At 64.1% G+C, this 13,729-nt stretch carries 15 protein-coding genes; 13 read left to right on the top strand and 2 right to left on the bottom strand.

Annotation, left to right across the window (positions count from 1 at the left end):
* The first annotated feature begins 1 nt into the window (after nucleotide 1).
* The 7 genes from ccmD to BN1119_RS03340 all read left to right on the top strand — a co-directional run bounded on the left by ccmD (nucleotide 2) and on the right by BN1119_RS03340 (nucleotide 5,922).
* A complete protein-coding gene (gene ccmD / locus BN1119_RS03370; RefSeq protein ID WP_041993942.1) occupies nucleotides 2-208 on the top strand; it encodes a heme exporter protein CcmD in 207 nt (68 codons plus the stop codon).
* A 46-nt stretch (nucleotides 209-254) separates the two neighbouring features.
* Entirely contained in the window at nucleotides 255-749 is a 495-nt protein-coding gene (gene ccmE / locus BN1119_RS03365) for a cytochrome c maturation protein CcmE (RefSeq protein ID WP_041993939.1), read from the top strand.
* A gap of 55 nt (nucleotides 750-804) precedes the next feature.
* Entirely contained in the window at nucleotides 805-2,760 is a 1,956-nt protein-coding gene (locus BN1119_RS03360; protein WP_041993936.1) for a heme lyase CcmF/NrfE family subunit, read from the top strand.
* Nucleotides 2,757-3,287: a DsbE family thiol:disulfide interchange protein gene (locus tag BN1119_RS03355; RefSeq protein WP_041993933.1), complete on the top strand. Its 531-nt coding sequence runs from the start codon at nucleotides 2,757-2,759 to the stop codon at nucleotides 3,285-3,287. Before BN1119_RS03360 ends, BN1119_RS03355 begins: the two co-directional genes overlap by 4 nt.
* The gene (locus tag BN1119_RS03350) at nucleotides 3,287-3,769 is read left to right on the top strand and encodes a cytochrome c-type biogenesis protein (RefSeq protein WP_041994028.1); all 483 of its coding nucleotides are present in this window, start codon (nucleotides 3,287-3,289) and stop codon (nucleotides 3,767-3,769) included. Before BN1119_RS03355 ends, BN1119_RS03350 begins: the two co-directional genes overlap by 1 nt.
* Complete coding sequence (gene ccmI, locus BN1119_RS03345) at nucleotides 3,766-5,013, top strand: c-type cytochrome biogenesis protein CcmI (protein ID WP_041993930.1); 1,248 nt, start codon at nucleotides 3,766-3,768, stop codon at nucleotides 5,011-5,013. Before BN1119_RS03350 ends, ccmI begins: the two co-directional genes overlap by 4 nt.
* Nucleotides 5,014-5,097: 84 nt before the next feature.
* Nucleotides 5,098-5,922, top strand: coding sequence for an MlaA family lipoprotein (locus BN1119_RS03340; RefSeq protein ID WP_041993927.1), 825 nt, complete (start codon nucleotides 5,098-5,100; stop codon nucleotides 5,920-5,922).
* Nucleotides 5,923-6,042: 120 nt separating this feature from the next.
* Here BN1119_RS03340 and sodB read toward each other — a convergent pair whose 3' ends face one another.
* Nucleotides 6,043-6,627 (bottom strand): superoxide dismutase [Fe], encoded by a 585-nt coding sequence (gene sodB / locus BN1119_RS03335; RefSeq protein WP_041993924.1) that lies wholly within the window; start codon nucleotides 6,625-6,627, stop codon nucleotides 6,043-6,045.
* A 307-nt stretch (nucleotides 6,628-6,934) separates the two neighbouring features.
* On the opposite strand from sodB, the gene BN1119_RS03330 reads away from it, so the two are divergent.
* The gene (locus BN1119_RS03330) at nucleotides 6,935-7,276 is read left to right on the top strand and encodes a Grx4 family monothiol glutaredoxin (protein WP_041993920.1); all 342 of its coding nucleotides are present in this window, start codon (nucleotides 6,935-6,937) and stop codon (nucleotides 7,274-7,276) included.
* A 114-nt stretch (nucleotides 7,277-7,390) separates the two neighbouring features.
* Here the strand turns inward: BN1119_RS03330 and BN1119_RS03325 are convergent, their stop codons facing one another.
* Entirely contained in the window at nucleotides 7,391-8,602 is a 1,212-nt protein-coding gene (locus BN1119_RS03325) for an RsmB/NOP family class I SAM-dependent RNA methyltransferase (protein WP_041993917.1), read from the bottom strand.
* A 178-nt stretch (nucleotides 8,603-8,780) separates the two neighbouring features.
* Between BN1119_RS03325 and BN1119_RS03320 the strand changes: the two genes are divergently transcribed.
* From BN1119_RS03320 to BN1119_RS03295, 5 genes are all read left to right on the top strand, one after another.
* Nucleotides 8,781-10,790, top strand: a complete 2,010-nt coding sequence (locus BN1119_RS03320; RefSeq protein WP_041993914.1) for a reprolysin-like metallopeptidase — start codon at nucleotides 8,781-8,783, stop codon at nucleotides 10,788-10,790.
* Nucleotides 10,787-11,158, top strand: a complete 372-nt coding sequence (locus tag BN1119_RS03315; protein WP_041993911.1) for a hypothetical protein — start codon at nucleotides 10,787-10,789, stop codon at nucleotides 11,156-11,158. The genes BN1119_RS03320 and BN1119_RS03315 overlap by 4 nt, the downstream gene beginning before the upstream one ends.
* Before the next feature lie 217 nt (nucleotides 11,159-11,375).
* On the top strand, nucleotides 11,376-12,014 hold the full coding sequence (gene pdxH / locus BN1119_RS03305) for a pyridoxamine 5'-phosphate oxidase (RefSeq protein ID WP_084205266.1): 639 nt from the start codon (nucleotides 11,376-11,378) through the stop codon (nucleotides 12,012-12,014).
* A 6-nt stretch (nucleotides 12,015-12,020) separates the two neighbouring features.
* A complete protein-coding gene (locus BN1119_RS03300) occupies nucleotides 12,021-13,043 on the top strand; it encodes a GNAT family N-acetyltransferase (RefSeq protein WP_052448017.1) in 1,023 nt (340 codons plus the stop codon).
* A gap of 124 nt (nucleotides 13,044-13,167) precedes the next feature.
* Nucleotides 13,168-13,674: a GNAT family N-acetyltransferase gene (locus BN1119_RS03295; RefSeq protein ID WP_041993905.1), complete on the top strand. Its 507-nt coding sequence runs from the start codon at nucleotides 13,168-13,170 to the stop codon at nucleotides 13,672-13,674.
* The last annotated feature ends 55 nt before the right edge of the window (nucleotides 13,675-13,729 follow it).

Below are 13,729 nucleotides of genomic sequence, written 5' to 3'. Positions count from 1 at the left end.
CATGCACTTCTCTTCTTTGAGCGATTTTCTGGCCATGGGCGGTTACGGCTTCTATGTCTGGCTCTCCTTCGGCCTCTCCTGGCTCAGCCTCATCGGCATCATAGTGAGCACGCGCCTCAAGCGGCGCAGCCTGCTGGAGGAGCTGCGCAACAAGCAGGCTCGCGAGTCCCGCCGTCAGGCGGCCCGGCAGATGGAGAATACCCTGTGAGCCTCCCGGCCTCTTTCCCCGCCTCATCTTCGACGGAGATCCTGATATGAACCCGCGCCGCAAGAAGCGTCTGACCATCATACTGGCCATCAGCACCGGCGTTGCCGCCGCCATCGGCCTGATGCTCTATGCCCTGAGCCAGAACATAGACCTCTTCTACACCCCGGGGGAGCTGGTGCAGGGCAAGGGGCCCGACAAGGTCAAACCCGAGGAGGGCCAGCGGCTGCGCATCGGCGGCATGGTGGTGCCGGGCTCGGTCAAGCGGGACGCCCAGAGCCTGCGGGTCGCCTTCGATCTCATCGACGCCAGCGGCGAGCGGGTCACCGTCACCTATGACGGCATACTGCCGGATCTGTTTCGCGAGGGGCAGGGCATAGTGGCCCAGGGCACCCTGGAGGATGCCAGGACGGTGGCGGCGTTTGAGGTGCTCGCCAAGCACGACGAGAACTATATGCCGCCGGAAGTGGCCGATGCCCTCAAGGGGATGCAGCACTACAAGCCGGAATACACAGAGGCGCAGTTGCAGGGGAGCAAGTCATGATCCCGTCGGCCCAGTGTTCACCTCGTTTCACCCTGCCATCGAAAGGAAATAGTCAATGATCCCGGAACTGGGTCAGTTCTCCCTGATCCTGGCCTTCGCCACCTCGCTGCTGCTCGGCAGCTACCCCTTGATCGGCGCCAAGTGGGGACGCATTGGCATGATGCAGGCGGCCCGTCCGCTCGCCTATGCCCAGTTCCTGCTGCTGCTGCTCTCCTTCCTCTGCCTGACCTGGGCCTTCATCGACAACGACTTCACAGTGCAGTATGTGGCCACCAACTCCAACAGCCTGCTGCCGCTGCAATACCGGATTTCGGCGGTGTGGGGTGCCCATGAGGGCTCATTGCTGCTCTGGGTGCTAACCCTGGGGGGCTGGACCGCGGCGGTGGCCCTGTTCAGCCGTAGCCTGCCGCTCGATGCGGTGGCGCGGGTGCTGGGGGTGCTCGGTCTCATCGCGGTGGGCTTCACCGCCTTCGTGCTGTTCACTTCGGATCCCTTCACCCGCACCCTGCCGTACTTCCCGGTGGATGGCCGTGACCTCAACCCCCTGTTGCAGGATCCGGGTCTCATCTTCCATCCCCCCATGCTCTACATGGGCTATGTGGGCTTCTCGGTGGCCTTCGCCTTTGCCATCGCCTCTCTGATGACGGGGCGTCTGGACGCCACCTGGGCGCGCTGGTCCCGCCCCTGGACCATGGCGGCCTGGGTCTTCCTGACCCTGGGAATCGTGCTCGGCTCCTGGTGGGCCTATTACGAGCTCGGCTGGGGTGGCTGGTGGTTCTGGGATCCGGTGGAAAATGCCTCCTTCATGCCCTGGCTGGCGGGCACAGCCCTGCTGCATTCGCTCGCGGTCAGCGAGAAGCGGGCCACCTTCAAGGCCTGGACAGTGCTGCTGGCGCTCTCGGCATTTTCCCTGAGCCTGCTCGGTACCTTCCTGGTGCGCTCCGGGGTGCTGGTCTCGGTCCATGCGTTTGCCTCGGACCCGACCCGGGGCCTCTTCATCCTGGGCTTCCTGCTGGCGGTGATAGGCAGCTCCTTGCTGCTGTTTGCCTTCAAGGGTTCCCAGGTCAAGAGCCACGGCAAGCACGAGCTGTGGAGCAGGGAGACCCTGCTCCTTGGCAACAACGTCCTGCTGGTGGCGGGCCTGCTCGCCGTGCTGCTGGGCACCCTGCTGCCCCTGGTGCACAAGGAGCTGGGGCTTGGCAGCATCTCCATCGGTACCCCCTTCTTCAACCACATCTACAGCTGGCTCATCATCCCGTTTGCCGCCCTGCTGGGGCTGGGGCCCCTGTTCCGCTGGCGCCGTCAGGCCCTGGGGGAGCTCAAGGGCAAGGTGATCCTCGCCCTGGTGCTGAGTCTGGCCACCGCCCTGCTGCTGCCCTGGCTCTTCGCCGAGGCGTTCAAGCCCTGGGCCGCGCTCGGTATCGGTCTTGGCACCTGGATCATCATCACCAGCCTGCAGGAGACCTGGGTGCGGGCCACCCACAAGCACGGCTTCGCCACCGGGGTGCGCCGCCTTGGCAACAGCCACTGGGCCATGATCCTGGGGCACGTGGGGCTGGCGGTCAGCATCATAGGCATCGCCTGCACCCAGAACTACAGCATCGAGAAGGACCTGCGCATGCAGGCCGGCGATCGGGTGCACTTCGCCGATTACGAGTTCGTCTTCGCCGGCATCCAGGAGAAGAACGGCCCCAACTACGAAGGCTTCAAGGGCATATTGGAGGTCCATCGCGGCGGCAAGCAGGTGGCCCTGCTCAAGCCGGAGAAGCGCAACTATATCGTCAGTCGCATGCCGATGACGGAGGCGGCCATCGATGCCGGCTTCACCCGGGATCTCTATGCGGCGCTGGGGGAACCCCTGGATAACGGAGCCTGGGCGGTCCGCATCTACTACAAGCCGTTCGTGCGCTGGATCTGGTTTGGCGGCGTCTTCATGGCCATCGGCGGCGTGCTCGCCATGCTGGACAAGCGCTATCGTTTCGGCCGTCGCGAGGAGGAGGCCAAGCCATGAGCAAGAAGACCTGGTTGTTTCTGATCCCCTTCATCATCTTCATGCTGGGTGCCCTGTTTCTGTTCAAGGGTCTCTATTCCGACCCCCGCAAGCTCGAGTCGGTGATGGTCGGCAAGGAGGTCCCCCTGTTCACCCTGCAGGACCTGCAGGATCTCAACAAGCAGCATGACAGCAAGCTGTTCAAGGGGCGCCCCATGCTGCTCAACGTCTGGGCCACCTGGTGTCCCACCTGTTACGCCGAGCACACCTATCTCAAGGAGCTGGCGGGGCAGGGGGTGGCCATCGTCGGCATGAACTACAAGGACGAGCGCGACAAGGCCCTGAAATGGCTCGCCGAGCTGGGGGACCCCTATCAGGTCAACCTCTACGATCCGGACGGCATGCTGGGGCTGGATCTCGGGGTCTACGGCGCCCCCGAGACCTTCTTCATCGACTCCCGGGGCATCATTCGCTATCGCCACGTGGGGGACGTGAACGCCCAGGTGTGGCAGTCCACCCTCAAGCCCATCTATGAGGCGATGAAATGATGCGACGATCCACCCTTACTCGCCTGCTGCTGACCCTGGCGCTGCTCACCCCTGCCTTGAGCCTGGCGGCCATCGACGTCTACCAGTTCGACAATGAACAGCAGGAGCAGACCTTTCGCGAGCTGACCCGCGAGCTGCGCTGCCCCAAGTGTCAGAATCAGGACATCGCCGACTCCAATGCGGGGCTGGCCAAGGATCTGCGGGACAAGACCTACCAGATGGTGCATCAGGGCAAGGAGAAGCAGGAGGTCATCGATTACATGGTGGCGCGCTACGGCAACTTCATCCTCTATGACCCGCCCATGATGGCCTCCACCCTGATCCTCTGGCTGGGTCCGCTCGGCGTGATAGTGATCGGCCTCGGGGTGATGCTGGCACGGGCCCGCAAGGTGCCCAGGGCCAGACAGGCCGCCCCGCAAGGATTGAATGAGGAGGAGCGCAACCGTCTGGCGGCGCTGCTCAAAGAGGAAGAGAAACCATGATCGCATTCTGGATTGCCATCATTGCCCTGCTGGCACTGGTGAGCCTGACCCTGGCCCTGCCGCTGCTGCAAACGAGCAGCCATCACACCATCAGCCGCTCCGACCTCAACAAGGCGCTCTATCGCCAGCGGGTGCTGGAAATTGGCGAGGAGCGGGAGCAGGGGATCCTGGCCGAGGAGGGAGAATCCCTGGTGGAGCTGCAGCGCAGCCTGCTCGACGACATCCCGGATGTGGAGCAGACCGCCCGCGCCGGGCGCAGCCTGCTCTGGATCCCCGGCGTTCTGGTATTGGTGGTGGTGAGCCTCGGGCTCTACGCCAAGCTCGGCGCCTGGCAGGAGGTGCAGCACTGGCAGTCGGTCAGTGCCCGCCTGCCCGAGCTCAGCAACCGCATCCTGATCGAGCGGGACAGCGAGGTGACCGAGCAGGATCTGCAGGAGTTCATGCTGGGGCTGCGTACCCGGCTGGCCGAGGAGCCGGGTGACTACCGCGGCTGGCTGTTGCTGGGGCGTCTGGCCCTGGATGGCAATGATCCCGACACGGCCCTCAGTGCCCTCGAGCGCGCCTACAAGATGGCGCCGGACAAACACCTGGTGACGGTACCCTATGCCCAGGCGCTGATGATGAGCGGCGACGAGGCCAAGGCCGATACCCTGTTGCAGCAGGCCATCGCCAGCGACCCCCAGGATCTGGAGGCGCGCTCCACCTATGCCTTCATGGCGCTGCAAAAAGAGGACTTCGAGACGGCCATCGCCCGCTGGCAGGCCATGCTGCCTCTGATGGAGAAGGGATCGAACCGCGAGGTGATGATCCAGCGCTCCATCGAGTATGCGCAGCAGCAGCTGGCCAAGCGTGCGCCGAGTGCGACTCGCGCTCAGGATGAAGCGGCACCGGCGGTGAAACCGGGGGAGTTTCCCCTCCATATCACACTGGCGCCCGGCATCCAGATGCCCAAGGATCCCTATCTGTTCGTGTTTGCCGTGGTGCCCAATGGCTCACCCATGCCGATCGCGGTCAAACGCATTCAGGATCCTAGGCTGCCGCTCACCCTCTCCCTCGGGGATGGGGATGCCATGATCGAAGGCAGCAAGCTGGGGGCCAATCCTGAGCTGCAGTTCAAGGCGCGGCTCTCCGAGGGGGGCAATGTCATGAACCGGGAGGGGGCCTTCGAAGGCTTATCGACCCCGGTATCAACAGCGACAATTCCGACAGTGCCGATTGACATCCGTATCGATCGCGCCCTCTAATAGTCATCTTTGCTCGGCCCCCATGGGGCCGAGCCGCTTATAATCATCACACTGTCCAAAGTGATTTTCTCAAGGTAAATCAGTATGCCAATACGATTTGGAGCCTGGATCCTGGCACTGCTGCTCGGTGGCTGTGCCGGCGGCCCTCCCAAACCGGGTCCGAAGAGCCTGGATCTGGGGCTCAGCAACCACAGCGCCCCCGGGGCAACCAGCACGGCCGATGATCCCCAGGATCCCTTCCAGGGCGTCAACCGCGCCATGTGGGCGGTCAACTTCGACGTGCTGGAGCCCTATGTCGCCCGTCCCGTGATCCACAGCTATGCGGACTATGTGCCGGACAGCGTCAAGGAGGGGGTAGACAACTTCGTCAACAACTTCGATGAGCCGAGCAGCATGGTCAACCACCTGATCAGTGGCGATCTGTCCGGTGCCGGCAACAACCTGGGCCGTTTCACTCTCAACACCACCCTGGGTCTGCTCGGCATCTTCGACGTGGCAAAGCACCTGGGGCTGGAGCGCAACATGCTGGAGATGAGCACCCTTATCGGCCGTGCCGACATCGGGGAGGGGGGCTATCTGATGTTCCCCGTCTATGGTCCCACCACCACCCGTGACTTGATTGGTGACACCATCGACACCCTCTACTTCCCCTATGCCCTGCTGACCTTCCCGATGAAGGTGGTGCACTGGGCCCTGGACGGAGTGGGGACTCGCTCCAAGCTCATCGATCAGGAGCGGGTGGTGGACAACTCCCTCGACCCCTACGCCTTCACCAAGGGCCTCTATCTGCAATACGATCAGAGCAAGATCGAGGGGCGTAACGTGCCGTTTGGCGATGGTGCCAGACCCCAGACCGGCCGTCAGGACGAGGGCAATCTGGATGAGTATCTGGACGAGATCGACCAGTGATTATCCCCTTCATCCTGAAATAGAAAGAGGCGCCCGTGGGCGCCTCTTTCAGCTTAGGGTGCCGGCCTGCCATAACAAAACACCCCGCAGTGCGGGGTGTTGTCAGCAAGACTCGGCGACTCAGGCAGCCAGGTTCTTGGCCACGAATTCCCAGTTGACCAGGGCCCAGAAGGTTTCCATGTACTTGGGACGCAGGTTGCGGAAATCGATGTAGTAGGCGTGCTCCCACAGGTCGACGGTCAGCAGCGGCGTGGTACCGGCTTCGGTCAGCGGGCAGCCGGCGTTGGAGGTGTTGACGATGGCCAGGGAGCCGTCGGCTTTCTTCACCAACCAGGTCCAGCTGGAACCGAAGTTGCCGATGGCAGACTTGGTGAACGCATCCTTGAATTCGGCGAAGGAGCCGAATTGCTTGGCGATGGCGTCGGCCAGGGCGCCAGTCGGCTCGTTGCCACCGTTCGGGGAGAGGCAGTGCCAGTAGAAGGTGTGGTTCCAGATCTGGGCGGCGTTGTTGAAGATGCCGCCAGTGGAGGTCTTGATGATCTCTTCCAGAGACTTGCCTTCAAACTCGGTACCCGGCACCAGGTTGTTCAGGTTGACCACATAGGTGTTGTGGTGCTTGCCGTGGTGGTATTCCAGGGTTTCCTGGGAGATGTGCGGTTCCAGAGCATTGATTGCGTAGGGCAGAGCGGGAAGTTCGAAAGCCATTTTCTACTCTCCATTGGCTGGCCGTGCGAAAGCGACGGTTGCAAGACATTGCATCGGCTTTTCTCAGGCGAAAAGCATCATTTTACGTAATTGGGCAAGCGTCCTCGCATGGCCAGGACGGGCGCCCAATGGGCCGAACGATTGTAACAGCATCAAAGATGGCGTCACAACTCTTGATTCTTGCCATGATCGAGATCAAATCGCCTGGTATTGAGGGAGAGATAAACAGCGGCTTTGCGGTTTGCCGGTTTGTGGTCGGCGGACTTTGCAGTAGAATGAGCGCCGAAATCGCTCTAGTGAGGCACCTATGGAAACTATTGAAAAGATTAAACAGCAGCTGGCCGAGAACCCCATCATTCTCTACATGAAAGGGTCCCCCAAGCTTCCGAGCTGCGGTTTCTCTGCCCAGGCCTCCCAGGCCATGATGTCCTGCGGCGAGCCGTTCGCCTATGTGGACATCTTGCAGAACCCGGACATCCGCGCCGAGCTGCCCAAGTTTGCCAATTGGCCCACCTTCCCCCAGCTGTGGGTCGAAGGCGAGCTGGTCGGCGGCTGTGACATCATGATCGAGATGTTCCAGGCGGGCGAGCTGCAGACCCTGATCAAGGAAGTGGCGGCGAAGCACAAGCAGGACGACGCGGCCGAATAAGGGAGACGCTCCCTGGCGCGGCCGTCAGGCGGCGCAGTTTGCCAGCATAAAAAAGGAGGGGAGCCAGTGGCTCCCCTCCTTTTTTGCGGCTGTTGCTGCGCCCTGGGCTCAGCCTCAGGCGATGCGCTCCAGGCGGGCCATATAGAAGCCGTCGAAGCCGGTCTGGCTCGGGCTGACGTTATGGTCATCCAGCAGGCGGAAGTGCTCGTTGGCGGCCAGGAACTTGTCTACCTGCTGACGGTTTTCCGCCGGCAGTATGGAGCAGGTGGCATAGACCAGCATGCCGCCGACCTTGGTCATCTGGCTGTAGCGTTGCAGAATCTCTTCTTGCAGCGCCATCAGCACGGGCAGACGCTCGGCGGTGTCGCGCCACTTGGCGTCCGGGTTGCGCTTGAGCACGCCCAGGCCTGAGCAGGGCACGTCCAGCAGCACCCGATCCGCACTCTCTTTCAGGCGCTTGACCGTCTTGCTGCTGGTGATGACCCGGGTCTCCACGTTGTGGGCACCGGCGCGGCGGGCGCGCTGCTTGAGGTTCTCCAGTTTCCACTCTTCCACGTCCATGGCGAGCAGGCGACCCTTGCCCTCCATCAGGGCGCTGATGTGCAGCGTCTTGCCGCCGGCACCGGCGCAGGCGTCGATGACCCGCATCCCGGGCTTGACGTCGAGGGCCGCGGCCACCAGCTGGGAGCCGGCATCCTGCTGCTCGAACCAGCCATCGGCGAAGGCCTTGGTACGAAACAGGGCGGCGTCAGAGGTGACCTGCAGGGCGGAGGCTACCCCCTCGACCGGGATGGTGCTGACCTGCTCCTTGGCCAGGGCGGCTTGCAGTTGCTCCCGGGTGCACTTGAGGGTATTGACCCTCAGGTAGCGCTTGGGCATCCAGGCGAGGGCGGCGCGCTCGGCGGGCCAGCTCTCTCCCAGCTGCTCGCTGCCCAGCTTCTCCAGCCAGCTGGGGCAACCATCCATCAGCACAGGATTCTTCTTGGCCTCGGTCAGACGGCGACGAAATGCCTCTTCATTGAAGCGATCCAGACTGGGGTGGTTGGGCATACTAATCTTGTGAAACGCATGCCAGGCCAGCAGCAGCGGCCAGACGTTCTTCGCCGCCTGCCGCACCTGAATGCCGGACAGGTTGCAGTAGAGGCTGAGGCGACGCAGCAGATCGCCGGTGACCAGGGCAATCCTTGCCTGTTCTTGGGGTTTGAGTTCGATGCCGGAAAAATGACGGGCGTAGGCTCTGTCCAGGGTGAGTCCCTGAGTCAGAACGTCGTCAAGAATGGCATCAACCAGATCCCCGAAACGGGGCAACAGTGGGGACTTGAGCATGAGATTAACCTTGGCCGAAGAAATCCGCGCAATGATAGGGGTTAGACCAGATTGGCGCAACCGCGGTGCTTGCCGCCCCCCCGATAAACGGCCATGATCCCGTTATTTGTCGGCGCAACCGCCTTTTGCGACCGCCCATGGCACAGACGATAAGGATATCCAGATGATGTCGATGCGAATGCTTCTGTTATGCATGCCCCTGCTCGGTGGGCAGGCCTGGGCCCAGTCGACGCCCCATTGGAATACCCTGGCGGCCAGAGGTCAGGAGGACGCCGGCGTGCAGGTACGGGCCCGGGCCTTTCGCCAGGTTGACGAGATCGGCGGTCAGCTGACGGCGCTGGCCGATGGCGTCCGCACCCTGATGCTGCCTCTGCCGGAGGGGGGAGAGGTCGGTTTCACCCTGACGGCCAATGATCTGCTGCCGGCGGCGCTGGCGGCCAAGTATCCCGAGATCCTCACCTTCAGCGGCCAGAGCCTGCAGGATGGGCGCGATACCGGTCGCTTCGAGCTGGGCCCCCTCGGCTTTCACGGCATGTTCCGGCACCAGGGCCGGCTCATCTTCGTCGACCCCCTGGCCGATGGAGCTGGCTATGTGGTGTACGATCAGCGCGATGCCCTGACCCCGCTGGATCAGCAGGCCGACGAGGTGCTGGGCCAGCCCCTGGCCGCCGCCCGGGCCGTGCTGGTGAGCGGCAACGAGCGCAGGCGCTATGCCATCGCCATCTCGGCCACGGGGGAGTACACCCAGTATCACAATGGCACCAAGGCTGGCGCCCTGGCGGCCATCGCTACCCTGCTCAATCGGGTCAACGAGGTCTATCAGCGGGATCTGGGGGTGAACTTCCAGCTCATCCCCAACAACGACCTCATCATCTATACGGATCCCGCCACCGACCCCTTCAGCAATGACAGCAGCGACATGACCAAGAACCAGAGCGTGCAGGCGGGGGCCCTGGGGGGCACTGCGTTCGATATCGGCCATGTGCTCAACACAGGGGGAGGGGGCCTGGCCGTGGTGGGCAGCCTGTGCCTCTCCAACTTCAAATCCCAGGGGGTGACGGGGTCCTCGGCTCCCGTGGGGGACGCCTTCTTCATCGACTATGTCTCCCACGAGCTCGGCCATCAGCTGGGGGCAGAGCACACCTTCAACGGCACCACGGCGGATTGCGGCAGTGGCAGCCGCAGCGCCAGCCAGGCCTGGGAGCCGGGCAGCGGCAGCTCCATCATGGGCTATGCCGGCCTGTGCGGGGAGGAAAACCTGGGCAGTCGCAGCCTGGCCTATTTCCACAGCAAGTCCATCGAGCAGATGCGGGTCCACATGGCCCGTTACCCCAACTGCGGCACGGGGGAGGCGCTGAGCAACAATGCGCCCCAGGTGGCGGCGGGCAAGGATTACGTGATCCCGGCCAACACCCCCTTCCTGCTCAGCGGCGGCGGCTCGGATCTCGATGGCGACAGCCTGAACTACAACTGGGAGCAGATCGATCTGGGCACCGCCTCCAGCAGCCTGGCCACCATGGTCGATGACGGCAGCCGTCCCATCTTCCCCTTCGTGGCGCCCGGCACCTCGAGCCAGCGGATCCTGCCCAGCCTGAGTTCCCTGCAAAGCGGCACCCTGGCCAAGGGGGAAGCCTGGCCGACCACCAACCGCACGTTGAACTTTCGCCTGACGGCCCGCGACGGCAAGGGTGGGGTCGTCAGCGACGAGATGCAGGTGCAGGTGGTCAACACAGGCTCCAGCTTCAGGCTGACCGCCCCCCTGGACGGCACCCTGGCGGAGCAGCAGTCCCTGGCCATCGCCTGGCAGGTGGCGGGCAGCCAGCTTGCCCCCATCTCCTGCGGCAAGGTGGACGTGGCGCTGAGCGCCAACGATGGCCAATCCTGGAGCCTGCTGGCGAGCGGGATCGCCAACAGCGGCGCCGCCACTCTGCTGCTGCCGACCCTGCCCGCCTCGGATCAGGGCCGACTGAAGCTGAGTTGTAGCGACAACATCTTCTTCTCCATGAGCCCCAGACTGAGGCTGGCGGGCAGCGGCAGCACCATAGGCAGCGTCAGCCAGCCGGTCACGCCGACGGCGCCCGACGTCGACTCGAGCGAGGAGGGAGGTGGCGGTGGCGGCAGTCCCGGCCCCTGGCTGTTGCTGCTGCTCGCCCTGGGGGGCGCCAGCCGGCGTTGGGGGGCCCGATGAAGGCCCTCTGGCCCCTGGGGCTCCTCCTGCTCGCCGGTTGCCAGGCCGATGCCAGCTCCCAGGGGGTTCCCCAGCCCGATGCGGCTTTGCCTGGCACAGTGGTACCGGATCTGGCCCAGGCACTGGACGAGCACCTGGCGCGGGGCGATCACCGCCTCATCATACGGGCCGGGCGTGGCCAGATGGCGCCGGGCATCGCGGCCGAGCAGCAGCAGGCCGCCAAGGCCCGCTGCGGCACACGCTATCTGACGGGGCTGGTGGACATGGTCAGGCCTGGGGAAGAGGCCAGGCAACAGGCGCTGACCGAGTTCGCCGCCGAGTACAATCGTCAGATGCTCGGCCACTGTCCTTCCGATGAGGAGAAATAAGGCGGCCATGGCGCGCCGCTGGAGAAAAGAGGCCAGCGGCCAGGTATTTGTCCTCCCGATGAGGGAGGCCGTCAGGCAAGGCAGCAGCAGAGGGGAGGCCATGGGCCTCCCCTCGCAGTTGAGGCTTGTGGCGAGGGCGGGCTCGTCGCACAATGCCAGCCAGAACATGCCCGTCGCCATGGGACGGGGAATGGGAAAATAAAGAAGGAAAAACAAGATGATGGATGTTGCCGATCTGCGCCGTGAATACATCAAGGGGGGGCTGCACCGGGCGGATCTGCCCGCCGAGCCTCTGGTCCTGTTCGAGAAGTGGCTGGGGCAGGCCTGCGAGGCCAGGCTCTCCGATCCCACCGCCATGGTGGTGGCGACCGTCGATGGCGAGGGGCAGCCCTGGCAGCGCACCGTGCTGCTCAAGCACTTCGACGATGCCGGCATGCTGTTTTACACCAACATGGGCAGCCGCAAGGCGAGCCAGCTGGCGGGCAATCCCCGCATCAGCCTGCTCTTCCCCTGGCACATGCTCGACAGACAGGTGCATGTGACGGGCCGGGTGGAGAAGCTCGGCTCCCTCGAGGTGATGCGCTATTTCCACAGCCGTCCCAAGGATAGCCAGATAGCGGCCTGGGTCTCCCAGCAATCCTCCCGCATCAGTGCCCGAGGCGTGCTGGAGGCCAAGTTTCTCGAGCTCAAGCAGAAGTTTGCCAATGGCGAGGTGCCGCTGCCGAGCTTCTGGGGCGGCTACCGGGTGGTGATCGACACGGTGGAGTTCTGGCAGGGGGGCGAGCACAGGCTCCATGACCGCTTCCTCTATCGGCGGGAAGGGGCAGGCTGGCAGATAGACAGACTGGCGCCCTGAGGCCAAGTGACCGCTCACAAGGCTGCCGCCTGGCCGAGGCGCTCTCCCCTGGGTCTGCTGATCGATGGCGAGCTGCTTGCACCCCACTGGTTGCCGGTGCTGGCCCGTTGGCGTCAGGCTGGCCATGGCTGGTGGCTGCTGGATCACCCAGGCAGAGGGGGTCCAGGTGCCCAAGGCGCCATCCCCCCTGGCTGTGAGCCAGATGGCTGGCTCGAGGCCAGCCAGCTCTTGGCCGACTGGTTGACCCCGGCCCCCGACTCTTTGGGGGCTGAGCTGCCGAATCGGCAGATCCTGCTGAGCGGTTCTCTCTCCTTGCAGGTGCTGGCCCGGGAACTGGGGTTGCTGACCCTGGGGCCGTGCGGTGGGGATCAGGATCTGGCCCCTGGCGATCCCCTGGGGCCAGCCTTGACCCGGCTGCTGGCCAAGCACCTGACCATCCCTGCCCTGAGCGAAGTGAGTGCTCCGCTCACGCCGCCCTTGAATGAAGTCACCACCTCGCCCCCGTCACCCCCGAGCCTTGCCTCGTCAGCTTGCTTGACGCTGCGCCCCCTGCAGCCCGGGGACGACACCTGGATCCGCCGCTACTGCCGGGACGGCGCCCTGAGCCGTTATACCCTCAATATCCCCCACCCCTACCCGGATGAGGGGGCCCTGGACTGGCTGCGCCTGTGCTGGCGCAGGCAGGCCCTGGGGCAGGGCTGGAGCTGGGCCATCACCCAAGATGACGAAGGGGCAGAGGAGGCGGTGGGTACCCTCTCCCTGGGCCGGGATGGCAGCCTGGCCTGGTGGGTGGGGCTGCCCTGGCAAAATAGGGGTCTGGCGACCCGGGCCGCCAGACTGGTGCGCGACTTTGCCTTTGGGCGCGCCCACTTGCCCGAGATCAACGCCTGCCACATGACGGCCAATCTGGCCTCGGGCCGGGTGATGGCCAAGCTGGGCATGGTGGATCTGGGGGTGAGCGCCCTGGCGTCTCGTCCCGATTGCCTGGTGCGCCACTGGCGGCTGGCCGCCCCCGGGGACGAAAGATGAGGCGCGGCGCCCATGACACTCAATCGTTTTCCTGGGGCGAGGCTCCCATTTCTCGACAAAGCCGTGCCGGCGCCGCGGCGGTTATATGGAATAATGGCGGCAAGTTGTATCAGGAGTCTGTCTTATGCTGAGAACCGAGCGCCCCGGCGACATGCTGCCGGTCTATGAACTGGTGAGTGCCGCCTTTGGCCGTCATGATGAGGCCGAACTGGTCAATCGCCTGCGCGAGTGTGGCGCCGCCGTGGTGACCCAGGTGGAGGAGGAGGACTATGAGTTCATGGGCCACCTGCTGCTCAGTCCCGTCACCATCAATGGACAGGAGGGACCCTGGCTTGGCCTGGCCCCGGTCGCGGTTCACCCCGATTGGCAGGGCCAGGGCATAGGCTCTGAGCTTATCCGCGAGGGGCTGGACACGGCGCTGGAGATGGACTGGAAGGCGGTGGTGGTGCTCGGCGATCCCGCCTACTACGGCCGCTTCGGCTTTCGCCCCGCCAGCGAGTTTGGTCTGCACTGCTGCTATGAGGTGCCGAGTGAGCACTTCATGGCCATGGAGCTGCAAACGGGGGGCCTGGCGGGCCTGCAGGGGGAGGTGCTCTACCACCCGCTGTTTGACGAGCCCCTGGAGGAGTAACCAGTGGCACCCGCCCCACAAAAAATGGACCGTCAGGGTCCATTTTTTGTGGGGC

Source organism: Aeromonas bivalvium (assembly GCF_000819765.1).
Lineage (GTDB): Bacteria > Pseudomonadota > Gammaproteobacteria > Enterobacterales > Aeromonadaceae > Aeromonas > Aeromonas bivalvium.
This window is presented reverse-complemented; position numbering and strand designations above follow the sequence as displayed.